At 52.0% G+C, this 21976-nt stretch carries 20 protein-coding genes; 9 read left to right on the top strand and 11 right to left on the bottom strand.

The features are described 5' to 3' along the window. The first annotated feature begins 56 nt into the window (after positions 1-56). Complete coding sequence (locus tag C5S61_RS16540) at positions 57-2942, top strand: PAS domain S-box protein (RefSeq protein ID WP_164689563.1); 2886 nt, start codon at positions 57-59, stop codon at positions 2940-2942. Positions 2943-2978: 36 nt separating this feature from the next. Beyond that, a complete protein-coding gene (locus C5S61_RS16535) occupies positions 2979-3185 on the top strand; it encodes a hypothetical protein (RefSeq protein WP_110516574.1) in 207 nt (68 codons plus the stop codon). Between the two features lie 64 nt (positions 3186-3249). Here C5S61_RS16535 and ung read toward each other — a convergent pair whose 3' ends face one another. Continuing rightward, positions 3250-3927, bottom strand: coding sequence for a uracil-DNA glycosylase (gene ung / locus C5S61_RS16530; protein ID WP_110516572.1), 678 nt, complete (start codon positions 3925-3927; stop codon positions 3250-3252). A gap of 145 nt (positions 3928-4072) precedes the next feature. On the opposite strand from ung, the gene C5S61_RS16525 reads away from it, so the two are divergent. Next, the gene (locus C5S61_RS16525; protein ID WP_124033448.1) at positions 4073-6331 is read left to right on the top strand and encodes a CHRD domain-containing protein; all 2259 of its coding nucleotides are present in this window, start codon (positions 4073-4075) and stop codon (positions 6329-6331) included. Between the two features lie 50 nt (positions 6332-6381). Here the strand turns inward: C5S61_RS16525 and C5S61_RS16520 are convergent, their stop codons facing one another. Beyond that, complete coding sequence (locus C5S61_RS16520) at positions 6382-6576, bottom strand: hypothetical protein (RefSeq protein ID WP_110516568.1); 195 nt, start codon at positions 6574-6576, stop codon at positions 6382-6384. A 376-nt stretch (positions 6577-6952) separates the two neighbouring features. Between C5S61_RS16520 and C5S61_RS16515 the strand changes: the two genes are divergently transcribed. From C5S61_RS16515 to C5S61_RS16505, 3 genes are read left to right on the top strand one after another with little or no spacing between them, the layout of a single operon-like run. After that, positions 6953-7543 (top strand): hypothetical protein, encoded by a 591-nt coding sequence (locus C5S61_RS16515; protein ID WP_205701419.1) that lies wholly within the window; start codon positions 6953-6955, stop codon positions 7541-7543. Further along, positions 7540-8232, top strand: a complete 693-nt coding sequence (locus C5S61_RS16510; RefSeq protein ID WP_110516566.1) for an HAD family hydrolase — start codon at positions 7540-7542, stop codon at positions 8230-8232. Before C5S61_RS16515 ends, C5S61_RS16510 begins: the two co-directional genes overlap by 4 nt. After that, the gene (locus C5S61_RS16505) at positions 8216-9055 is read left to right on the top strand and encodes an SDR family NAD(P)-dependent oxidoreductase (RefSeq protein ID WP_110516564.1); all 840 of its coding nucleotides are present in this window, start codon (positions 8216-8218) and stop codon (positions 9053-9055) included. The genes C5S61_RS16510 and C5S61_RS16505 overlap by 17 nt, the downstream gene beginning before the upstream one ends. Here the strand turns inward: C5S61_RS16505 and C5S61_RS16500 are convergent. Next, entirely contained in the window at positions 9002-9343 is a 342-nt protein-coding gene (locus tag C5S61_RS16500; RefSeq protein ID WP_110516562.1) for a hypothetical protein, read from the bottom strand. The genes C5S61_RS16505 and C5S61_RS16500 overlap by 54 nt on opposite strands. Before the next feature lie 172 nt (positions 9344-9515). On the opposite strand from C5S61_RS16500, the gene C5S61_RS16495 reads away from it, so the two are divergent. Further along, a complete protein-coding gene (locus C5S61_RS16495; protein WP_110516560.1) occupies positions 9516-10223 on the top strand; it encodes a class I SAM-dependent methyltransferase in 708 nt (235 codons plus the stop codon). Positions 10224-10476: 253 nt separating this feature from the next. Here C5S61_RS16495 and C5S61_RS16490 read toward each other — a convergent pair whose 3' ends face one another. Next, positions 10477-12042: a CYTH and CHAD domain-containing protein gene (locus C5S61_RS16490; protein WP_110516558.1), complete on the bottom strand. Its 1566-nt coding sequence runs from the start codon at positions 12040-12042 to the stop codon at positions 10477-10479. A 191-nt stretch (positions 12043-12233) separates the two neighbouring features. Here C5S61_RS16490 and C5S61_RS16485 point away from each other — a divergent pair, with 191 nt between their 5' ends. Both C5S61_RS16485 and C5S61_RS16480 read left to right on the top strand, forming a co-directional pair. After that, a complete protein-coding gene (locus C5S61_RS16485) occupies positions 12234-12953 on the top strand; it encodes a twin-arginine translocation signal domain-containing protein (protein ID WP_110516556.1) in 720 nt (239 codons plus the stop codon). Between the two features lie 163 nt (positions 12954-13116). Then, entirely contained in the window at positions 13117-14133 is a 1017-nt protein-coding gene (locus C5S61_RS16480; protein ID WP_110516554.1) for a hypothetical protein, read from the top strand. A gap of 44 nt (positions 14134-14177) precedes the next feature. On the opposite strand, the gene C5S61_RS16475 is transcribed toward C5S61_RS16480, so the two are convergent. The 7 genes from C5S61_RS16475 to C5S61_RS16445 form a co-directional block, all read right to left on the bottom strand. Beyond that, entirely contained in the window at positions 14178-14642 is a 465-nt protein-coding gene (locus tag C5S61_RS16475) for a barstar family protein (RefSeq protein ID WP_110516552.1), read from the bottom strand. Further along, entirely contained in the window at positions 14639-15229 is a 591-nt protein-coding gene (locus C5S61_RS27120; RefSeq protein ID WP_205701418.1) for a guanyl-specific ribonuclease, read from the bottom strand. Before C5S61_RS27120 ends, C5S61_RS16475 begins: the two co-directional genes overlap by 4 nt. 74 nt (positions 15230-15303) lie before the next feature. Then, entirely contained in the window at positions 15304-16380 is a 1077-nt protein-coding gene (locus C5S61_RS16465; RefSeq protein ID WP_110516550.1) for a sugar ABC transporter substrate-binding protein, read from the bottom strand. A gap of 37 nt (positions 16381-16417) precedes the next feature. Then, positions 16418-18241 (bottom strand): M3 family oligoendopeptidase, encoded by a 1824-nt coding sequence (locus tag C5S61_RS16460; protein WP_110516548.1) that lies wholly within the window; start codon positions 18239-18241, stop codon positions 16418-16420. A gap of 52 nt (positions 18242-18293) precedes the next feature. After that, positions 18294-19988, bottom strand: a complete 1695-nt coding sequence (locus C5S61_RS16455) for a peptide ABC transporter substrate-binding protein (RefSeq protein WP_110516545.1) — start codon at positions 19986-19988, stop codon at positions 18294-18296. Between the two features lie 4 nt (positions 19989-19992). Beyond that, a complete protein-coding gene (gene secG, locus C5S61_RS16450) occupies positions 19993-20220 on the bottom strand; it encodes a preprotein translocase subunit SecG (RefSeq protein WP_164689561.1) in 228 nt (75 codons plus the stop codon). A 499-nt stretch (positions 20221-20719) separates the two neighbouring features. Next, positions 20720-21787 carry a deoxyguanosinetriphosphate triphosphohydrolase gene (locus C5S61_RS16445; protein WP_110516542.1) on the bottom strand — a complete coding sequence of 356 codons (1068 nt, stop codon included), beginning with the start codon at positions 21785-21787 and terminating at the stop codon, positions 20720-20722. Between the last annotated feature and the right edge of the window lie 189 nt (positions 21788-21976).

Raw genomic sequence — 21976 nt, 5'->3', positions numbered from 1 at the left:
AGTTGCTTCACGGTATAATGAACCTATTATGGCTTTTTTCCACACTGGCCGAGTTTATGAATAGTTTTAGTAATACGTCCCGTCAACCAGCCATCGAGCCACCAACGCTCACCCACCTAAACCAAACTATTGCCCGTTTAGAAGCTGAGCTTGCGAGCGCCCAACAAGCCTTGCTTGACAGCGAAACGCGCAAAATGGAGTTTTTTACCCAAACTCCAGTCATCGAGTTAATTATCGAGCCGCAGACGTGGCAGATTTTAGCTGCCAACCCAGCCGCTTGCCGTTTTTATGGCTATAGTCAAGCGGAGTTTTGCAATTTTAGGCTCAGCGATTTAAATGCCCAACCAGCCCAAGAACAACGCTCGGCAATTCGTAATGCTGAACTTGGCGGCAGCAATCGCTACGATTTTCGCCATCGTTTACGCTCAGGAATGGTCTGCGATGTCGAAGTTTATATCACTGCCTTCGACTATCAGCAACAGCCAGTCTTGTGTTGTTTGATTCACGATGTAACCGCCCACAAGCAAACGATTCGCCAAATGCAACGCCAAAATTCCTACCTTGGCTCGCTGCACGATGTTACCTTGGCCCTGATCGAACAGGTTGCGCTCAACGATTTGCTCGAAATTATTGTCTGGAAGGCTACCGATCTGGTTGGCAGCGAATATGGCGTGCTCTACATTCGCAGCGACGATGGCCAAGCCATGCAATCGGTGGTTGGGCGCGGCGCAATCGACGTGATTCAGCGGATCGAATTGGGCCAAGGTGCGGTTGGCACGGTTGGTTTAACCGGCCAGCCGTTAATTATTGATGATTATGCTGTTTGGCCAGAGCGCCTCTTTACCCCACTAGATGGTTTTGGCAATGGCTTGTTGGTTTTGCCATTGCTGCGTGAACAAACCGTCGCTGGCGCATTGGCGATTATCTACGATCCCAGCCAAATTCAGATTAGCATTACCATGCTTGAAATGGTGCAACAATTTGCCCGCTTTGCCTCGCTTGCACTGGAGAAGCATATGCTCAACACCGCAGCTCAAACCGAATTGGCCGAACGTCGGCGGGTCGAACAGCAGTTGCGTTCGCTCAACGAGCGCTTTGAGTTGGCCCAAACGGTGCTCAACGGCGGCATCTACGATTGGGATATGATTCAGCAAACCACGCTGGTCAATCGGAGTTTTACCACGGTGTTTGGCTATACCAGTGCCGAGGTTGCCAGCAGCCCAACCTGGTGGGACGAGCATATTCACCCTGATGATCGTGAGTTGTTTATGCAACGCACTGCCAATCTGTTTGCTGGCAGCAGCGACGTTTTTTCTGCAGAATATCGCTTCCTCGATCATAATCAGCAATATCGTTTTGTGCGCGATCGTGGCCATGTGCTGCGCGATGCCAGCGGCCAGCCGTTGCGCATGGTTGGCACGCTAATCGATATTTCGGAAGAATATCGGCATATTGTCGAGATGTTGCCCTTGCCATTATTTGTAGTGCAGGATGATCGGATCGTTTATGCCAATCAGGCTGGTTTGGCGCTGACCCAAACCACCAGCAGCGAGCTATTGGGCCAATCGGTGCAACAGGGCTTGCGCCCACACGATCTTGCTGATTTTAATGTGCTCATTCGCCATGCCAGCAGCGTGCCGACCAATTTTATTGAAACGATCTTTTTGCGCCGCGATGGCACGCCGATGTATGGCGAATGCTCAACTTCAGCCATGGTGTTTGACCATCGCAATTCGGTGCAAGTTATTATTCGCGATATTAGCGAGCGCAAACAGGCCGAACAAAAACGCTTGGAAATTGAACAACACTTCTCCGAAACCCAAAAAATCGAAAGCTTGGGCGTGTTTGCAGGCGGCATCGCCCACGATTTCAACAATGTGTTTATGTCGATTCTTGGCAACACCCATTTGGCCTTGCTCGAATTGCCCGAACAAGCCAATGTACGCCAATTATTAACCGAAATTGAGCTATCGGCCAAACGTGCTGCCCAAATTACCAAGCAAATGGTCGCTTATACCGGCCAAAACCTTGATGTGCGGCGCAGCCTGTTGATCAACGAAGTGGTACAAACCTCAATTCGACTCTTGCCGTCAGCCTTGAGCCAGCAACGCCAAATCCAAAGCGAGCTAGCGCCCGACCTCCCTGCAATTGAGGGCGATCAGCAACACTTGCGCCAAGCAATCAGCAATGTTTTAATTAACGCACTCGAAGCATCGAGCAGCGGCCCAATTAGCGTAAAAACTAGCCTGCGCGAGCTGCATGGTGTGCCCGAAGGCCATACCTACACAACTGGCAGCTTTGTGCCCGCCAACTATATTGTGATTGAAATTAGCGATCAAGGGCTGGGCATGGATCACGCGACCATTTCGCGCATGTTTGACCCGTTTTTTACCAGCAAGTTTACTGGGCGTGGGCTTGGCTTGGCGGTGACGTTGGGCGTTGTGCGCGGCCATCGCGGGAGCATTGCGGTTAAGAGTCGCCCGCAACAGGGCACAACGATCGGACTGTATTTGCCAATTATGCCAGCAAATATCCAAAGCGCAGTCATTACTCAGGAGCCGAATCTGGCAGCTTCAGTTGCAGGCAAAATTCTGGTCATCGACGATGAGCCAGATGTGCGCATGGTGATTGATCGCATTTTACGCCGCTTGGGCTACGAAACCTTGCTTGCAGAAGGTGGCAATCGTGGCATTAGCTTGTTCCGCGAGCATTATCAGGACATTGCTGGGGTCTTTCTTGACCTAACCATGCCCGACCTTGATGGCCAAAGCACCCTCGCCGTGCTCAAGCAAATTCAGCCTGAAGTGCGAGTGGTAATTATGAGCGGCTATAATGAACACCACGTGAGCCAACAATTTGGGACTACTGGTACAACCCAATTTCTGGCAAAACCATTTATGATTGAGGAGATCCGCGATAAGCTCGCGGCATTACGGCTCTAGCCATGCCGCGTTTGGCAACTTTTGAAAGGGGCAAGTATGTCTCGGCGTTCTCCAAAACCATCACCATGGCCACGGCGCTTTATGTATATCACAGGCATTGTGATGGTCATTTTCTTTGGTGTAGCACTCAACGGTTTATATAGCGGCAATTTTGCGCTGGCGTTTCCCATGTTTGCTGGCTTAACTGGGTTGATGTTGTTTATGATTATTTTGCTCTTTTTACACAACCGCATGAATCGTTAACCCAAGCAGAAACCTCAAACGGGCTGATCGGGTTGTTGCCGATCAGCCCTTGCTGCGGTTTAGTCTACAAATTCGGAATCTGCCAATCGATTGGGCTTTGGCCATGGGCTTCAAGCGCTGCATTAATTTTCGAGAATGGGCGGCTGCCAAAGAACCCATTATCAGCAGAGAGCGGCGACGGATGCGCCGATTGAATGATGGTATGTCGGCTGCTATCGATTAAGCTCGCCTTCTTTTGGGCATACGCACCCCACAGCACAAACACCACGTGCTCAGTTTTGGCATTAACTTGGCGAATCACTGCATCGGTAAATTTCTCCCAGCCCCGATTTTTATGCGAGTTGGCAGTGTGTGCGCGAACGGTCATCACAGCGTTAATCATCAACATGCCTTGTTTGGCCCACGGCAGCAAATAGCCGTTATTCGGCACAACACAGCCCAAATCGGTTTTGAGTTCCTTGAACATATTTTTGAGCGATGGTGGTGCTTTGACCCCAGGCAGCACCGAGAAACAGAGTCCATGCGCTTGGCCAGGGCCGTGGTAGGGATCTTGGCCCAACAACAAGACCTTGGTTTGCTCAGGCGAGGTTAATTCCAAGGCCGAAAATACCTGATCTTCTGGCGGGAAAACCTGATGTTCGGCACGTTCGGCAGCAACAAATGCTTCAAGTTGGCTCCAATAAGGTTTGGTTGTTTCCTCGGCAAGCACTGGTTGCCACAAAGCTGGAATCGTTAATGACATTGATTAATCCTCATATTCACACAACGCTGGCTCTTGCATCTTCATAACATGCCCATATCATACAACTTAAGCATCGCTCAAGGCTGTGTCAATGGTTGACACAATGCTCATGTATGCGAAGTTTCCTTTGATTAAGGGGGTCAGTGTGCTGAATCATGTTCGGACACCTCGCAGGTTCTCGTTTATAACCTTGCTTTCTTTGTTTAGCCTCGTTATTGGCCTGAATTTAGCTCAAGCCGCACCACGCAGTAGCCAAGGGTTGGCTGGCTTTACCCCAGGCAATATTGTCGTTGTGCGGCTTGGCACGGGAGCGAGTGCGATTTCAAGCGCTGCGACGGCAGTTTTTCTCGATGAATATACACCGAGCGGCTTGTTGGTTCAATCAATTGGCTTGCCAAGCAACCTGAGTGGTAATCCGCGGCGGCTTACAATGGCTGGCACGTCAACTTCGGAAGGCTCACTCAGCCTTGCAAGCGATGGTCAATCACTGCTTTTGGCAGGCTACGATGCCGATGCAGGCGTGACTAATATTGCTGCCACAAACAGTGCAACCACTAATCGCGTGGTAGGTCGCGTGAGTTTAGGCGGCATTATTGACCTATCAAATACCGTGAATGATGCCTACAGCACCAATAATATTCGTGGAGCAACAGGCACTGGGAGCAACATTTGGTCAGTCGGGACTGGTTCACCCGGCGGTGTGCGCTACCTTAATGGTCTTGGCACAACCACTACCTTGATCACCCCAACTAACACGCGGGTAGCTCATACTTTTGGTGGTAATCTGTATTTTTCAGCCAATACTGGTGCAATTCGTGGTGTTTATCAAATTGGCACAGGCTTGCCAACCACTGGCGGCCAAAGCATTAGCCAAATTGCTAGCGCAACCTCGGCCTATGGCTTTGTCTTTTTAGATCGCGAGCCAAGTGTGGCTGGCGTTGACACGCTGTATGTGGCCGACGATATGGCCAATCTGCGCAAATTCTCGTTCAATGGCACAACATGGGTACTCCAAGGCGTTTGGGCTACTCCTAGCACTGCATTTCACGTTACCGCACACGATAACGGAGCCAGTGGCGTTGATTTGTATCTGACACGCGCCGGCAACACGATCAGCAAATTAACCGATACTGCTGCCTACAATCAGCCAATTAATGCAGCGTCGTTGCAACCAATTGCCAGTGCTGCAACCAATACTGCCTTTCGGGGCATTATCGTGATTCCGGCTGCAAACCAAGCGACTGCTACGCCAACCGACACCGCTACCCCAAGCGAAACAGCGACACCAACTGATACGGCTACGCCAAGCCAAACGCCAACCAACACGGCCACTCCAAGCGAAACCGCCACGCCGTCGCTAACGCCAGTTGCAAGTTGCTTGCGCTTTAACGTCAGCTTAGATGGCGAGCAGGAAGTGCCACCAACTGGCAGCACGGCCACTGGCAGCGGCATCGTTGATGTTGATACGATCAACAATACCTTGAGCTACAACTTTAGCTACCAAGGTTTGAGCGCGGATGAAACTGCGGCTCACATTCACGGCTTCGCGCCACGTGGGGTCAATGCAGGCGTATTATTCGGCTTGGCAATTGGCTCACCCAAAGTTGGCACACTCAACTACAGCGAAAACCAAGAAGCCAATATTTTAGCGGGCCAAACCTACATTAATATTCATACTAGTGCTTTTCCAGGCGGCGAAATTCGCGGTCAATTAGATGGTGCTATACCTTGTCCGCCACCAACGGCCACGCCAACCGAAACCGCAACGCCCAGCATTACGCCAACCGCCACCGAAACTGGTACAGCAACGCCTAGCCTAACCCCAATTATCACCCCGCCACCAAGCTGTGTCACGATGTCGGTGATTGCTGATGGCTCGCAAGAAGTTCCACCATCAGGCAGCAATGGCATGGCGATGGGCACGATTCAGATTAATACTGCTGCCAACACGCTGAGCTACAATCTTAGCTATCACGATTTGAGCAGCGCTGAAACTGCGGCGCATATTCACGGCTTTGCGCCACGCGGCACCAACACAGGCGTGTTGTTTCATCTGCCGCTTGGGGCCAGCAAAGTTGGCACACTCAACTACGCCGAAAATCAAGAAGCTGGTATTTTGGCGGGCCAAACCTACATTAACATTCACACTGAAAATTTCCCTAACGGCGAGGTTCGCGGCCAACTTGATGGGGCACAATCCTTGTGCGCAACACCCACGCCAACCATCAGCGTGACTGCAACCAATACTGCCACAACGAGTCCAACCAACACCGCCACAACGAGTCCAACCAATACCGCCACCGCAACGGTGAGCGTCACCCCAACCAACACCGCAACCGCCAGCATTACACCAACGACGGTTGCCCCAAGCTTTACCGTCTATTTGCCATTAGTCACGAAATAAGCCAAAAAGCCGCTGGATCACAATTGATCCAGCGGCTTAATCATTAAACTTCAATGCCAGAAATTAATGCCCAAGAATGCTAAAAGGCAGCCAACCAGCAGAATGCTCGCTAGCGTCACCCCAAGGATCATGAATAACACCAATGCTGCCAGCAGATAGCCTGCACTGAAAAAGAGAATGCCTTCCCAACCAACATCATGCGGAGGTAAATCGAAGAGCTTTGAAGGTTCTGGTGGTTGTTGCATACGAATTGGCTACCTCGTGGTGGTCACGCTAAAATCGGCTGGGCGGAGGGCCGGGACTCCCACCGCCGCACGCCAGTCACGGACACACCAGACCACTTCTGGTCTATAAAATTGATTATAGGCTGGTTTAAAACCATTAACTATGGTCAGATTGCCATAAGCTGACGACCAAATTATTGTGGAAAGTATACAAGATTGGGCAATTTGCCAAACAGCAACTGCCCACGCAGCCCATGCAGGGTGAAAAGCGATGAATTGCGGCACTCCGCAGGTGGCGTGAACCACATTCAATCCTATCATCCCTATGACAAGCAACGATCGGCTGTGGTATACTGCTGCTAAATATTCCCCTTCGAGGCACTGCAAGGAGGTTGACGTGGCCAGTCGCAACCGCAAATCCGCCGATTCGACCAATACCAAGGCTGTCGAACGAGTCGACATTGATCGCTCCTACAAGTTTATGATCATGACCTCCTTTATCCTCAACATTGTGTTAATTATTGGCTTGATCATTTTAGCGGTCGCGCTGTTTGGCTATAAAACGGGCTTGGCTCCGCTCAAACCCACAATTGCCAAATTGACCGATACGATTGATGGCCTCAACAATGCCACGATTAAAGCCAGCGTGCCCTTGAATGAACGCTTGCCAATTAGCTTGCAAGTGCCAGTCAGCCAAAATACCAAGGTGCGTGTGACGCAGGCCGTCCCTTTATCCGTGCCTGCTGATATTACGCTGCCCGGCGTAGGCTACCTCAAAGCCAGCGTGGCCTTGAACTTGCCCGAAGGCTTGGAATTGCCAGTCTATCTGAGCATGACGATTCCACTTGAATCATCAGTGCCGGTCAGCTTAACCGTGCCAGTCAATATCCCGCTTAGCGAAACTGAGCTAGGGCCGCAATTCCGCAGCTTGGGCGAGTTGGTGCAGCCACTGGCCGACCTTGTAAATGGGAAACCAAGCGAAGAATGAAACTGTTGCTCTGGGATATTGATGGAACCCTGATTCGGGGACATGGACGCGGGCTTGAAGCTTTCAAGGCCGCGTTTCAGCGTGTGTACGAATTGGATTTGCCGCTCGGCTCGACCGCTGGCAAAACCGATGGCTTGATCGTTCGCGAATTGCTGCATATGTGGCAAGAGGCGGCGATTCTTGAGCGGCTTGAACAATTTTATACGGTCTACGAAGGCGAATTGCACTCGCGCTTTGAGCATTTGCAACGTGAAACCACCATTTTGCCTGGCGTGCAGACTGCGCTGAGCCAACTTCAACCCCACACAATTCACTCACTTTTGACTGGCAATATGCTGCGCACCGCTCGCATCAAGCTTGATGCGGTAGGCCTAAGCGCTTATTTTCGCTGGGATTGGGGTGCGTTTGGCTCGGATAATCACATCCGCAACGAATTAGTGCCCGTAGCTTTTCAACGAGCGCAAGCGGCTGGCTGGCAAGGCACGCTCGATGATGTGGTGGTGATTGGCGATACGCCGTTTGATATTGGCTGCGCCAAAATTGCCGGAGCACGCTCAGTTGCTGTGGCGAGCGGCCAATTTAGCCTTGCGCAACTTGCTGAGCACCAGCCCGATTTGTTGCTCAGTGATCTGCGCGAACTTGCACAGTTGCAGGCATTTTTAGGAGTTGGCGATGAAACTCATCGATAAAGTGATTGTGATTACTGGTGGCAGCCGTGGCTTGGGTTTGGCCATGGCCGAGGCAATGCTGCGTCAAGGAGCCAAAGTTGTGATTGCTGGCCGCGATCAGGCCAGCCTTGAACAAGCGCTTGCAGAACTCAAACGCCATGGCAGCCATGTTGTGGCGAGCAGTTGCGATGTTGGCGATTTGGCAGCGGTCGAAGCCCTGCGCGATCAAGCGCTTGCCCAGTTTGGCAAGCTCGATGTTTGGATCAACAATGCTGGGGTTGCCGGCCCCTACGGCGCAACCGTGGCAATTCGCCCGCGTGATTATCGCCGCGTGATCGATACCAACATTCTGGGCACCTATCATGGCTCAATTAGCGCATTGAAACACTTTCAAACCCAAGGCCATGGCAAATTAATCAATCTGTTTGGGCGCGGCGATACTGGGCCTGCGCCGTTCCAAACCGCCTATGGCGCAAGCAAAAGCTGGGTGCGCAATTTCACGCTTGCCCTCGCTAAAGAACATCAGCAACAAGGGATTGAAATTTTGGGCTTTAACCCAGGTTTGATGACAACCGATATGCTGACCAATGTTGAGGTGATGGCTGGCTACGAAGCCAAACTCAAAGCGCTCAACACGATTCTGCGCATGTGGGGCAACCAGCCCAGCGTGCCCGCTCAAAAAGCAGTTTGGTTGGCATCGAAAGCAACCGATGGCCGCAATGGCCTAAGCGTCAATCTGCTTTCGCCACCGCGTTTGCTGTTTGGCGCACTCAAAGAAGGCCTGCGTCGTTTACGCGGCAAGCCCGCCCCAGAGTTGCCAATCAAACTGACGACCATTGAGTAAGTGGGGGGCGGTTGTTGGGGGTCGGGGATCGGGCGACGAAACCACGAAGAGCGCGAAGCGCACGAAGGGTAAGTTTTTTGCCACGAATTCCACGAATTGCACGAAAAAGTATTTTCGCCACAGATTGGCATAGATTTGTTTGATTATTGTGCCAATAGCCCACAGCCCATAGCTCTGCTTCCTCTGCGCCTCTGCGTTAAAAATGTGATCCACGAAGGACACGAAGCGCACGAAGAACGTTTTCGCCACGAATTCCACGAAAATGAGGCTATGGGCTTCATCCCTCATCCCTCATCCCTCATCCTTACGTTGTTCTCTGCGCCTCTGCGTTGAAGTGTGCTCCTGGACCCTGAATCCTGACCCCTCGCCCCTTCATCCCTCATAATTCATCCTTCATAATTTCTCAAGCCTGCTAGAATAGCCCAATTGAAGCTTCTTTGTGTTTTGAGGATGTTTTCCCATGGCCAAATCAACAGTTGAGGCTATTCGCGCCCGCTTCGATGCCGATGTTGAGCGCTTCTCGAATTTGGAAACCGGTCAATCGGCAACCGTCGATGCGCCCTTAGGCCTGACCCTCGTCGCCCAAGCCGCCGCTGCCACTACGCCCAATGCGCGCCATATTTTGGATATTGGTTGCGGTGCTGGCAACTATAGCTTGCGCTTGCTACAAGAATTGCCCAATCGCGATGTAACGCTCATCGATTTGAGTTTGCCAATGCTTGAGCGGGCACAACAACGGGTGAACGCTGCCACAACTGGCTCGGTTACTGCCTTGCAAGGCGATGTGCGCCAGCTTGAATTGGGCAACGAACAGGTTGATATTATTGTGGCCGCAGCGGTGTTTCACCACTTGCGCGACGATGCTGAGTGGCATGCGGTATTTGCCCAATGTTATGCGGCTTTGCGCCCAGGCGGCTCGTTGTGGATTTTTGATTTGGTTGAGCATTCCAGCGAGGCGGTGCATGCGTTGATGTGGCAGCGCTATGGCCAATATCTCAGCGATTTTCGCAATGAAGCCTATCGCTATGAGGTTTTTAAATATATTGAGATCGAAGATTCGCCGCGTCCACTGCTGTGGCAAATTGATGTTTTGCGCAGCGTCGGCTTTCAAAAGCTCGATATTTTGCACAAAAATAGCTGTTTTGCCGCCTTTGGTGGCGTGAAATAGGAATGAAGGCTATCGGAACATCACGTTATCCCCTCACCCCAACCCCTCTCCCACGGAGCGGGCGAGGGGCTTTAATTCCGTGATTTTGCACAATATGTCGGTGAAAAACGGGTGCTCCCCCTCGCCCGCGTTCAGTGGGAGAGGGGGGTGGGGGGTGAGGGCATGCCGCTGGTTGCCAATCAAAAAGCTCATAGCCGATAGCCATTGTTTATGTTCTATGCTCTTTGTTCTTTGTTCTTCCGACCCCTCGTTATTACAATTTCGAGAGAATCGAGGCTAAGCGGCGGCGGAATGGTAGATCAAACAACGGGCGCAGCGCTTTTGCTGCATTCAACTGAAGCTGATCATGCTCGTGCTGCTTAGCTGCTTGGTAGGCCAGCAAGGCGCTATTATCGGGATTATCGGCCAAGGCTTCGGCCACAAGGCCCAACGCCACCTCAGCATCTTGCAAATCGCCAAGGTAATCTTGGGCGGTCACTAATTGCTCAAGCAGCGATTCGTGTTCTTCTGCCAAGGCATCGCTAAATAGCTCCAACGTATAGCGCAAATGCTTGATTTCGATGCGTAAGCGGTGCAAGCTCGCAACTGGCGCATCGTTCAAAATCGCATCATAGGCCCGAATGCGCTCGTAGTGGCTCCAAACCGTGCTGCCAACCCAATGCCGCACCAAACTGCGCTCAACGCGACCTTCAGCGGTGTCGGCTTCACGCACGCCAGCGCCTGCGGTCAGCACAAAATCGGTCAAGCGTTGGGCAAATTTGCTGGCTTTGCGGCTTTCCAAAAAGCCCAATAATTCAACTCGCGCCGCATCACGCTGCTGGCTGATCGATTCGATCAACGGTTCATAGCCTGCTTGTTCTGCTTTTTCGAGCGTTGACCGATGATCCTCAAGCTTGCCCAAAAATACATCTGCATCGCGCACAGCGCCCAACATACTGGCCCATTGGCGCAGGCCACGACGCAATTTGGCCACAATTTCCGGCTCGTAGGCTGTTTCGCCCAAAATTGCCAAAATTGTGCGCAAGCGTCTGGTTGCCACGCGCATCTGATGCACACCCTCGGAATCATCGCCAATGACGGCGATCGGCCAAGCTTTGTGCAATTTCAGCACATGTTTGGCCAAAATCGAGCGGCCTGCTTCGGCCAAATTGCTGCTTGACTCCATCGGTGTGCTATCAACTGCGTGTTTGAGCTGATCTTGATATTCGGCATGGTTGAGCAACAACATGCCGCGCTGGCTCTTGGAGCGGGTTTCTGGCTCCAGCGGTAATGCGGTGGTATAAATCGCTGCCAGCACCGCCAAATCGGCAGCAGTGCCAACGCCTTTGAGTTCAATTTCGATCTCATGGAATGGCAATGAGCGCTCGCCGCTGATCAACGAGCCACGATCAAGCGCCAACTCGGCAATCTCTTCGCCATCGCGCTCAATTCGCCAGAGCCGCCGCCGATTGCGCACCGTGAGCATTGGCAACAATGGTTCGTCGCCAATTAATGCTTGTAGTGGTTCGCGAATCTCGCTTGGCCACAATTCAGGATGATCACGCACATTCGGCGTAATTTCGTGCTCGAATTCTTGGCGCTGATGGACTGCACCCTCAACTTTGCCCGGTAATTTGAGGGTGAGCCACAATTGCTGATCGATGCGGCGAATGCGCAAGGTATAGCGCTGTTGGTTTAATTGGCGACTCGCAGTATCCAAAATACTATCGCGGATTTCGGCGGTAACCCGCTCGCTGAGGCTAAAAGGCGCAATATTCACAGCCTCAAGTTGCTTCGGACGGATCGGCTGCGTTGCGCGGTATTTGGCTTCTTGTTCCATGGATCATCTCCGTGACAACATCATCCATTGGTCAGTATAGCATGGTGCTTGGCTTGAGCATAGGTCAAAATATCCCCCCAAAGGGTGAGATAATCAATACATCCATAATGGGATTAGCAGCGAATATCTCTACAAGAACATCACACAACAGAATGGTGTTTGAGCATATTTTTTGTTAGGAAGGGCAACCTATGAGTATCTCACGTCGCGGATTCTTAAAAGGTGTAGGCGGTGGAGTTGCGGTCGCAAGTTTTGCCTCGATGTTCGGTTTGCACGATGTTTCAGCAGCCGATTACAACGCTCAAAACCATGATGCCAAAGATACCCCACTCACAATTGTGTCGTTGGCCGCTACCGCCGAACGCTTGGCTATCACCTCGTATTACAACACGATCAAGGGCAATCCATTTGGGCTGGCCGACGAAGAATTGTTGTATCTGAAGTATGCGCTCAGCTCAGAATTGCATCACCTTGAGGTTGTGGAAAGTTTCGGTGGCAAGGCGCTTGCAGATAAGTTCTATGTTCCAGCCAAGTTCTTGAGCGATTTTGGGGTCAACACCAACACCTTTATGGCAGCAGAAACCGCCTTTACTGGCGCATATTTGGCAGCTACCCGCCGCTTTGCCGAGCTTGGCGAGCCACGGATTGCCGCGACCACTGCTCAGCACGCCGCGACCGAAGCTGAACACTTGGCTTTGACTCGGGTAATTGGTGGCTACTTGCCAAATCCAAACACCTTGCCCGCCCCAATCTTCTACAACGTCTCCGACGCGGTTCCGGTGCTTGGGCCATTCTTGCAAGGCGGCACAGGCTTTATCGGCCCAGTCGATTACCCCGGTGCTGATGCTGTTCGCGCCTTATTGGGCAAAGACATGGCACTCAAAGTTCCTCCATTCACCCAAGTCTTCTAAGTTGTAACAGTTGCCCGTGGTCAAGTAGCAAAGTGCTTTTTGATCTGCCGTGCGTTTGGTTTCCAGTTTGGCTGGCTGCTGTTACGGTGGCCAGCTTAACGTGCTTAATCTATATCACATCAAATTAATAAGCCTATATTTGTACGATAGGAAGGTGATTGATATGCCAAAGCGTGTCTTGTTAATCGTGGGGTTGCTGCTGGGGTTAACCCTTTGGCCCAAAGCCACATCGGCCCACGAGGTCTGTTTTCCCGAAGATCAAAGCCCCTATTGTCTGAGCGACCCATTTAGCGATTATTGGGAAGCAAACGGCGGTCTGCCGGTCTTTGGCTATCCAATCACCACAGTCAACCGCGAACAAAACCGCGATACTGGCAAGGTGTATCGTACCCAATGGATGGAACGCAATCGCTTTGAGTTGCATCCAGAAAATACGGGCACGCCCTACGAAGTGTTGCTTGGCCTCTTGGGCAAAGATCGCTTGAGCCAACTTGGCCGCCAGCCAGATCCCGCTGAATCGGGCCAAAAAGCAGGTTGCTTGTGGTTCAGAGAGACAGGCCACAATGTCTGTGATCAAGGCAGTGGGATTGGCTTTAAAAGCTATTGGCAAGCGAATGGCTTGAAAATTGATGGCTTGGATGCCTACGCCCGTTCGTTGCAATTGTTTGGCTTGCCCTTGACCGAGCCAAAAATGGAGCGCAACAGCAGCGGCGATTTGGTCGAAACCCAATGGTTTGAACGCGCTCGCTTCGAGTGGCATCCCAATAATCCGAATAATTTTAAGGTGTTGTTGGGCTTGTTGGGCAAAGAAGTGCGGGCCACTGCCCCACCAACTACGCCACCAACCACGCAGCCACCAAGCACTGCCAATTGCACCATGAACGTGCCAGCAGTCGCCGAAGGTGCACAGGTTTGGGTGGTGTATCCTGAGATCGAGAGCAACGCAACCCAAACAGTCTGCGTGCGCTTAACGATAACCGGCAAACCCAAGAGCGGCACAACCGCCACGGTCGAAATTGATTTGGCCAGCGGAACCCAATCGCTGATCGCATTAACCGATAGCAGTGGTGTGGCCACGATTCAATTCAAGGTTGGCAATCAATCGAGCGGGCGGCGCAATAATGTGCGTGCCAGCTTCAGCAGCGGCCAAACTGCGACGACCAGCTTTGTGATTAAGTAAGCTGAATGGTGCGAGCGTTGGGATATTCGCCCAACGCTCGTTGCTTATTCACCCAGATTTGGCTCATTCAAAACCCCAGCCAAATCGATCAACTCAGGCTGGCTATACTCCAAACCGCTAAACCAGATGCTCCAGACCTGACCTTGGCCGCGCCATTGCTCAACACAGCTTTGGGCAATCTCGCAGAAAATTTGCCATGCCCCATGATCGTGGCGGCGCAATTGGTCGGCCTCATAAAAAATAATGATCAGGCCCTGCGCATCCAACCAACTTAAATCATTCAACGCTTCTTCGAGCGCATCCCAATTGTGGGCAACATAAGCCGGAAATTGCAAGGCTTGGGCACAGGCATTGAGTAAATCGGGCTTGCTGCTAATTTCGCGGCCATCAAGCTCGATAAGATGCAGGTTCAGCTGTTGCACGCCCATCAATAAGCGGGCGATGTGCGCTGCTTGCACCCGATACAAGCCAGATTGGGCTGGATCGCGGGCTAAATTGAGGAGTTTCATTGGCGCACCCTCCGAAAGCTTGCATAATGATCGTCGGTGTAATACAACTCGCCATTATCGCCAGCAACAATCCTGCGTGCCCCGCGATCGGCTGAGCCAGGTGTTTCGACCGTGTATTCGCGATAGTAGCCACGTGGTTTGCTGGGCAGAATTTGCTCGCGGTTGCTGAAAATTGCGCCATCTTTGCTATAGGGAAACGGCCCATCTTGCTCGATTAATTCGATTGTCTCTTGGGCTTGAATTGGCAAATCGCCAAACGCCACATAGCGCAAGCCCGCCGAATCGCGCTCGGGCATGCGGGTTGCTTGGGCGGTTGGGCGCGGCGTGGGCTTGCTGGGCACTGCAGTTTGGCGAGGCCGCGTGGTTGGTTTGGTCGTTGGCGTGGCAGTTTGGCGAGGCCGCGTGGTTGATTGTTGGCGCTGCGGCGTACTCGATGGCAAGCCGCGCGAACTGCTTTCGAGGGTTGCGGCGTTGGTTGGGTTGGCGCTTGGTTGATTTGAGCTAGGCTGATTATTGAACCAAATCAAACCAATTAAGATAATTAGGCCAAGGCCAAACTCCAAACCGCGACGTAAACGGGTTGACATAGCTATTTCCTCGCAAAAACACCCGACCGCACAGGCAGATCGGGTGTTATGGTGTGATGTTGATTGTTTGTTGTTTATGGCGTGATGCCTGCTGCTTCACAAGCGGGCACTAATTTGACCGGACAAAGCTGTTGTGGCGACCAAAAATTGTCGTTGATAATCGTTTCTTTGATTGTGGCTTTGGTCACCACAACCGGGTTGAGCAAAATGGCCGGAACATCAAGAATGCCGTTTGCGACTGTGCGATTATTGACCAAATTGGTGGGAATTGGCTGACCAACAAGCAAGGCATGGGCAATTTTGGCGGCAGCCTCTGCTTGAGGCCGAATTGCCTTGTAAATCGTCATATGCTGCTCGCCAGTGATGATGCGTTGCACGGCGGTTAATTCTGCATCTTGGCCTGTGATTAAAGGCATTGGCTCAAGTTTGGCAGCTTGCACAGCGGCTAAAGCGCCGCCAGCAGTGCCATCGTTGGCCGCATAAATCCCATCAATCTGATCGCCAGCTGCCAGCATGCGTTCGACATATTGCTGGGCCTCTGCTGGCTGCCAATCTGGCGTATCAAACTCGCCAACAATCGTCAATTTGCCCGCCACCACCAATGGATCAAAGACCTTTTTGGCTCCCAACTTATATTCGCTGGCGTTGTTATCGTTGAGCGCGCCGTGCAGTAGCAGAATTTTGGGATTCGTAATGCCACGGCTGGTCAAGCCAGCAATCAAGCTTTCGGCCTGCAATTCGCCGATTTTTTGATTGTCAAACGAAATGTAGGCCGTAACCCCAGGCGAATTCAGAATCAGCCGATCATAGGCTACAACCGGAATCGATTGCTCGGATGCATGATCGGCTATCGTGCGCGAATCGACCGAATCAACTGGATCGAGCACCAAAACCCGTGCGCCAGCCTTAATGGCCTGTTCTGCTTGCTGTTGTTGCAGGGTTGGATCATTTTGGGCGTTGTAGTACAACACCTGACAATCATCACATAGCAACTTCATCTCGCGCTCGAACCATGGCCGATCCACGGTTTCGTAGCGCTTGGTGGTTTGCTCCGGCAACAACAGCGCAATAATTTTGGCCTTGGGTGCTTGCGCCCCACCACATCCAACGAGTACGACCATGAGCACCAATAGCACAAACCTGCGTTGCATAGCTAAAACTCCTTGTGCATTGGCGGACGTGGCTTCGTTAGTTGGCGGGAGCATCCAATAATTGCTCGCTTAGCTCAACGAAGCGGTCGATGTCGGCCTTGACCGTAGCCAAGCTTGCCCGCCAAAAATCTGGTGTCCGAATGTCAATTCCAAAGCGTTCGGCCAAGGTTGCAGCATCGGCCTTGCCCGAAGCAGCCAATAAATCATCGTATTTGGCGCGGAACTCGTCGGGCGTTGCCACATATTGGGCATATAAGCCCAAGCCAAACAACAAGCCAAACATATACGGATAGTTGTAAAACGAGCGTTCAGCGCTGTAATAATGGCCTTTGACCGCCCACATATACGGATGATAATACTGTTCGTCGATGCCATCGCCATAGGTTTCAGCTTGGGCCTTGAGCATCAGATCGTTAATTTCTTGCACGCTTAGCTCGCGGGCTTGGCGGGCTTCGAACAGGCTTTGCTCGAAGATAAAGCGGCTGCTAATATCGACGACCAACTGACAGCTATTTTGCAAGGACGATTCGATGATTGCCAATTGAGTAGCTGGCTCGGCTTTGGCCAAGGCTGCGTTGCGCACAATCGTTTCGCAAAAAATGCTGGCGGTTTCGGCCAAGGTCATGGGAATTTGGCGCTGCAATGGCGTGGTTTCGGCTAAGTTAAGATTATGATAGCCGTGACCCAACTCATGTGCAAGGGTGCGCATTCCTGCAAACGATGGCTTATAGTTGCTGAGAATGCGTGATTCATCGCCAACCAAGCGCATACAAAACGCCCCGTCACGTTTACCAGCCCGTGGCTCGGCATCGATCCAATTTTCATCGAAGGCGCGAGCGGCATAATCGCGCAAGCGTTGCGAATAGCTGCCGAAATGCTCCAAAATAAACGCTTCGGATTCGGCGTATTCCCATGTGCTGACATCGTTGCCAATGGGCGCAAAGAGATCGAACCATGGCAAGCGTTCGCCGCTACCGAGCAAGCGCGCTTTGGCCTGCAAGTAGCGCCGGAAATCTGGGAAGGTTTCGCGGGCGGCGGTCAGCATCGCATCAAGGGTTTGGCGATCAATGTTGTTATCAGCCAGCGCCTCATCCAAAGCCGTGGCCCAACCACGATGGCCTGCCAAGGTGTTGACTTGGCCTTTGATGCTATTAATTGCAGCGGCCAGCGGGGTTTCAACCTGCTTCCAGCCAGCTAATTCTGCTTCATAGGCGCTTTTGCGCACCTCGCGCTTGGGATCAAAGGCCAAGTTGCGCACCATGCTCATGGGCATGTGCTTGGTCTCGCCATCAAGTTCGACTGGCACATTGAGCTGCGAACTAACGACCGTGTGCAATTTGCTCCAAGCATTCGCGCCGCTCAAATTGAGTTCTACGGCCAACACTTCTTCTGCTGGCGACATCAAGTGAGTTGCTTCTTGCTTGGCTTTTTGCAAGGCGTAGGCATGGTCGGCGGCTAACGCTGATTTGGTGATTAATTGCTCAACATCCAAGCCACCAATCCAAGCCACCCAACGAATGCCTAATTGTTGGAGTTGCATGCCCAATTGCTGCATTTCGCTGAACCGCGCTTGAGCGACCGTATTGCGGGTGTCGGTGGCGACGAAGCCCATCACATAGCTAAATGTTGTTGATACTGCCTCATGGGCTTGGTTGAGTGCATTGGTTACGGTTTCAAAGGTCGCTATGGTTGCCGAATCAAGCACTTGGTTTTCACTACGTTGAATCGTAGCTTGATCAAACAAGCGTTTGAGTTCAGCAACTTGTTGCTTGAGTTTTTCAAAGCCTTCGGCAAATTCAGGTGATTCGAGGCTGGGGTAAACAACTGAAAGATCCCAGTGCGGTAAGGTTTGGGTGGTCATGTGATCGATCCTTTCTCATCAACAACCCTAAAAAGCCGCAACGCCCAGCTGTTTAGCGTGGGCGTTCGTTTTGTGGTTCATTGCGGAAGTTGGGTAACACTTGACGGGTCGTTACTTGATACCAATTGGCGATGCGGCGGAAGCGGTCGCTGTAGCGATAGAGCACTTCGGCCTGCTGATTGATTGGCGCAAGGCCCAGCACCTCAATTGATGGCGCGACTTGCTGCTCCAACAATGGCTGATAGAGCATCACCGAGGGCGCAAGGGCCAGCCATTTGGCCTGAAACTCTGCATACAATTCGCGGCGGGTCTCTTGGTTGGTGGTTTGGCGCGCTCGTACCAATAAATCGTCAATTGCTGGATCTTCGAGGCCAGCAAAGTTGGCGGCGTTGACCTGCGACGAATGCCATAATTCATAGACATCGGGATCGCTGCCTAAATTCGACCAACCATGAATCGCCATATCGAAGGTATGTTGGCTGAGCGTATCTTGCAAATTGCTGCTTGGCACCAATTGCAGGCTGGTTGAAACGCCAACCGTCGCTAATTGGGCCTGAATTCGCTCGGCAATTGCGCTGCGTTCAGGGCTATTGGCGCTGACCAGTTCAAAGCGCAATAATTGGCCAGCTTTGCGCCGCCAACCTTGCTCATCGCGCTGCCAGCCTGCTTGATCGAGCAAGCCATTGGCGCGACTTTGCTCTGCATCGTCGATATAGCCAGTCAGTTCATCGGCCACCGCCCACGATGAAGGCAAAATTGGCGAGGTCAAAGGCAAGGCCCGATTTTGCAGCACCTCAGCAATCAAGGTATTTGGGTCAACTGCATAGTCGATGGCTTGGCGCACGCGCAAATCATCAAGTGGCGGACGACGCAAATTAATCGTCAGCACCACATAATCGGCCAATGGTGCGCGAACCCGCCGATAGCCGACTGGCAGCGGCAATTCGCCTTGCTCAGTCACATCGTAGGTAAAGGCATCGACCGCATCGCGGCGCAACGCTTCGTGGGCTGCTTCCATGGTTGGGTACAGCCGAAACTCCAGCCGCTCCAAATTGGGGCGACTATTGGGAATATTGGGCCGATAATCGGCATTTGCCACCAATTCGATTAAATTGCCATCGCGCTGGCCAAAGCGAAAACTGCCAGTACCAATTGGTTGCTGGTTCCACGCTTGCCATTGCTCTGGTGTGGCGTTGCGCAACAAATGCGATGGTAACATCGGCACAGTAAGTTGATTGAGGAATGGCGCGAAAGCTACGGGCAAATTAAAGCGCACAGTTTGCGGATTGAGCGCCGTAACCGCGATGTTTTGCCAGGCCAACTTGAGGCTTGGGTCGCCATTGAATTGTGGGCTTTTGATCCAGTCGATCGTCCAGATTACATCGTTGGCGGAAAACGCTGTGGCATCGTGCCAACGAACATCATTGCGTAAGGTCATGGTATAGACCAAGTTATTGCTGCTGACCTGCCAATTTTCTGCAAGATCAGGCACAACCACGCCGGTGGCCTCAACGCGGGTCAAGCCCTCGAACAACAAGCCACTGAGGTCGGCCTCGGCGCGGGTTTGAGCGCTACCGCGCAATGGGTTGAGATCGTTGACCTCGCCAACCAAGGCCTCGCGATACACCCCGCCAACGCCAGCCTCGCCGCCTGCTGTTGTTGCTAGCGCTAAGTGCGCCAACAACAACAAAATCAGACTAGCACAAACCAAGGTGGCTCCAATTTGCCAGCGAATACGTCGAACCATACGCTTAGACTGTTAATAAGAAGGGATGCAACAGCGCCAAGAGAATCAATACGCTGGCGATCACAATCGTTACGCTAAACAGGGTTTTTTCAACGCCGCGACGGGTTCGATAGGCGGCTGAGGTGTTGCGGCCACCCAACACACTGGCGCTATTGCCTTTGGCTTGTAAAAGCACCAAAGCAATCAAGGCAATCCCCAAAACAACTTCTGCCGAAAACAAATACGTTTGCACCTGGTAAACCTCCACAGTTGGCTGTGTCTAGTCAAGTATCAATAGATCGCTATTATAAACCAAGAATATAGAACGAGGGATCGGGTGTTGGGGGTCGGGGGCTAGGGATCAGGGATCAGGTTTTGTTTAACCACGAAGGACACGAAGAGCACGAAGGACGAGGCTATAGGCTTTTGGCTTTATTTAACCACGAAGGACACGAAGAGCACAAAGTTGAGGTTTATCATTTCTATGACATTTATAAGCCTTCAAGCGTTTACCCAATCCTTAACGCAGAGGCGCAGAGAAGTGAGAGCTATTGGAACCCGAATCAAAATAATCTGTACAATCTGTAACCAAAAAAACTTAACCTTCGTGTCCTTCGTGCTCTTCGTGGTTTCGTTCTCTGCGCCTCTGCGTTGATCGTACCTTCCACTACATCTCCAAAAGCCAACAGCCCATAGCTTAACTTCTGGCCCCTAGCCCCTAGCCCCTAGTCCCTGAACCCTGCCCCCTCGTTCTACATATCCCACGTTTTGGGAATAAACAGATCGTTGAATTTTTTGAGCGCATAGCGGTCGGTCATGCCAGCAATATAATCGATTACTGCGCGTTCGACTGGCTCGCCGCGTTGTTGGCAAATTGCCAGCAGATCGCTGGGCACGGCCTCGGGATGCTTGCAATAATATTCATACAAGGTGTTGATGACATAATCGACCTTGCCATCTTCGGTTTTGGCCGGGCCGCGCAGGTAGACATTGGCATACATATATTCGCGTACGCCGTTGGTGGCCTCTAAAATTTGCGGGCTCATGCTAATCGCCAAATCGCTGGGAGCTGGTTGCTCGCCGCGTGCCCACCAATTATGGTCGATCATATCGCAGACCATGGTATTGATGCGCTCGGCGTGGGTTGTGCCAAGCATGGCAACATAGGCGCTGGGCAAATCATTCAGCTGCAAAATGCCAGCCCGCATTGCATCATCAATGTCATGGTTAATGTAGGCCACGCTATCAGCCAATTTAATAATTTGGCCTTCGAGCGTTGAGGCTGTGCCCCAGGTTGCGGTGGTAATATCTTTGCGCGATTTGGAGTGCGAATAAATGCCTTCGCGCACTTGCTGGGTTAAATTCAGACCCTCGCCATGTTTCTCCAACAACTCAACCACGCGCACGCTTTGCTCGTTGTGGCGAAATCTGCGGCCAATCGCTTTGGCCAACGCGGCCTCGCCTGCATGACCAAATGGCGTGTGACCCAAATCGTGGCCTAAGCCAATGGCTTCGATCAAATCTTCGTTGAGTAGCAAAGCGCGGCCAATCGTGCGCGCAATTTGGGTTACTTCGAGTGTGTGGGTTAAACGGGTGCGATAGTGATCGCCGATCGGTGCAATAAAAACTTGGGTTTTATGTTTCAGCCGTCGAAATGCCTTGGAATGCAAAATTCGGTCGCGATCGCGCTGAAACTCGGTGCGCACTGGCGAGGCTGGCTCAGGCTGATCGCGTTTGGCGTTCGCGCTATAGGCCGCCAATGGCGATAAACTTCCAATTTCTGCTGCTTCAAACAATTGCCGCACAGATTGATGCTGCATATCCTGCTCCTTGACGTACAATTAACCGCAAACAACCAAATTAAGACCGCCCAGCAAGCCAATTATTTGTTATGATGTATATCCTATAGCATTGTGACAAGCGCTGGCACATGGCATTTCGAGCGTCAATATGCTGTATCCGCGTTCTACGAGCGCAGCAGTGAAAACTAAAAACGCTGATCGCCCGTA

Source organism: Herpetosiphon llansteffanensis, assembly GCF_003205875.1.
Taxonomy (GTDB): domain Bacteria; phylum Chloroflexota; class Chloroflexia; order Chloroflexales; family Herpetosiphonaceae; genus Herpetosiphon; species Herpetosiphon llansteffanensis.
Note: the sequence above shows the minus strand (reverse complement) of the source record. Positions and strands in the feature narration are given on the sequence as shown.

What these genes read in the sequence shown, in the direction of transcription:
- C5S61_RS16510 (WP_110516566.1), top strand. Translation starts at nt 7,540, where the DNA reads ATGAAACTGTTGCTCTGGGATATTGATGGAACCCTGATTCGGGGACAT.
- C5S61_RS16455 (WP_110516545.1), bottom strand. Translation starts at nt 19,988, where the DNA reads ATGGTTCGACGTATTCGCTGGCAAATTGGAGCCACCTTGGTTTGTGCT.
- C5S61_RS16465 (WP_110516550.1), bottom strand. Translation starts at nt 16,380, where the DNA reads ATGCAACGCAGGTTTGTGCTATTGGTGCTCATGGTCGTACTCGTTGGA.
- C5S61_RS16535 (WP_110516574.1), top strand. Translation starts at nt 2,979, where the DNA reads ATGTCTCGGCGTTCTCCAAAACCATCACCATGGCCACGGCGCTTTATG.
- C5S61_RS27120 (WP_205701418.1), bottom strand. Translation starts at nt 15,229, where the DNA reads ATGTCAACCCGTTTACGTCGCGGTTTGGAGTTTGGCCTTGGCCTAATT.
- C5S61_RS16490 (WP_110516558.1), bottom strand. Translation starts at nt 12,042, where the DNA reads ATGGAACAAGAAGCCAAATACCGCGCAACGCAGCCGATCCGTCCGAAG.
- C5S61_RS16520 (WP_110516568.1), bottom strand. Translation starts at nt 6,576, where the DNA reads ATGCAACAACCACCAGAACCTTCAAAGCTCTTCGATTTACCTCCGCAT.
- C5S61_RS16475 (WP_110516552.1), bottom strand. Translation starts at nt 14,642, where the DNA reads ATGAAACTCCTCAATTTAGCCCGCGATCCAGCCCAATCTGGCTTGTAT.
- C5S61_RS16460 (WP_110516548.1), bottom strand. Translation starts at nt 18,241, where the DNA reads ATGACCACCCAAACCTTACCGCACTGGGATCTTTCAGTTGTTTACCCC.
- C5S61_RS16505 (WP_110516564.1), top strand. Translation starts at nt 8,216, where the DNA reads ATGAAACTCATCGATAAAGTGATTGTGATTACTGGTGGCAGCCGTGGC.
- C5S61_RS16540 (WP_164689563.1), top strand. Translation starts at nt 57, where the DNA reads ATGAATAGTTTTAGTAATACGTCCCGTCAACCAGCCATCGAGCCACCA.
- C5S61_RS16480 (WP_110516554.1), top strand. Translation starts at nt 13,117, where the DNA reads ATGCCAAAGCGTGTCTTGTTAATCGTGGGGTTGCTGCTGGGGTTAACC.
- C5S61_RS16445 (WP_110516542.1), bottom strand. Translation starts at nt 21,787, where the DNA reads ATGCAGCATCAATCTGTGCGGCAATTGTTTGAAGCAGCAGAAATTGGA.
- C5S61_RS16500 (WP_110516562.1), bottom strand. Translation starts at nt 9,343, where the DNA reads ATGAGGGATGAAGCCCATAGCCTCATTTTCGTGGAATTCGTGGCGAAA.
- C5S61_RS16495 (WP_110516560.1), top strand. Translation starts at nt 9,516, where the DNA reads ATGGCCAAATCAACAGTTGAGGCTATTCGCGCCCGCTTCGATGCCGAT.
- C5S61_RS16485 (WP_110516556.1), top strand. Translation starts at nt 12,234, where the DNA reads ATGAGTATCTCACGTCGCGGATTCTTAAAAGGTGTAGGCGGTGGAGTT.
- ung (WP_110516572.1), bottom strand. Translation starts at nt 3,927, where the DNA reads ATGTCATTAACGATTCCAGCTTTGTGGCAACCAGTGCTTGCCGAGGAA.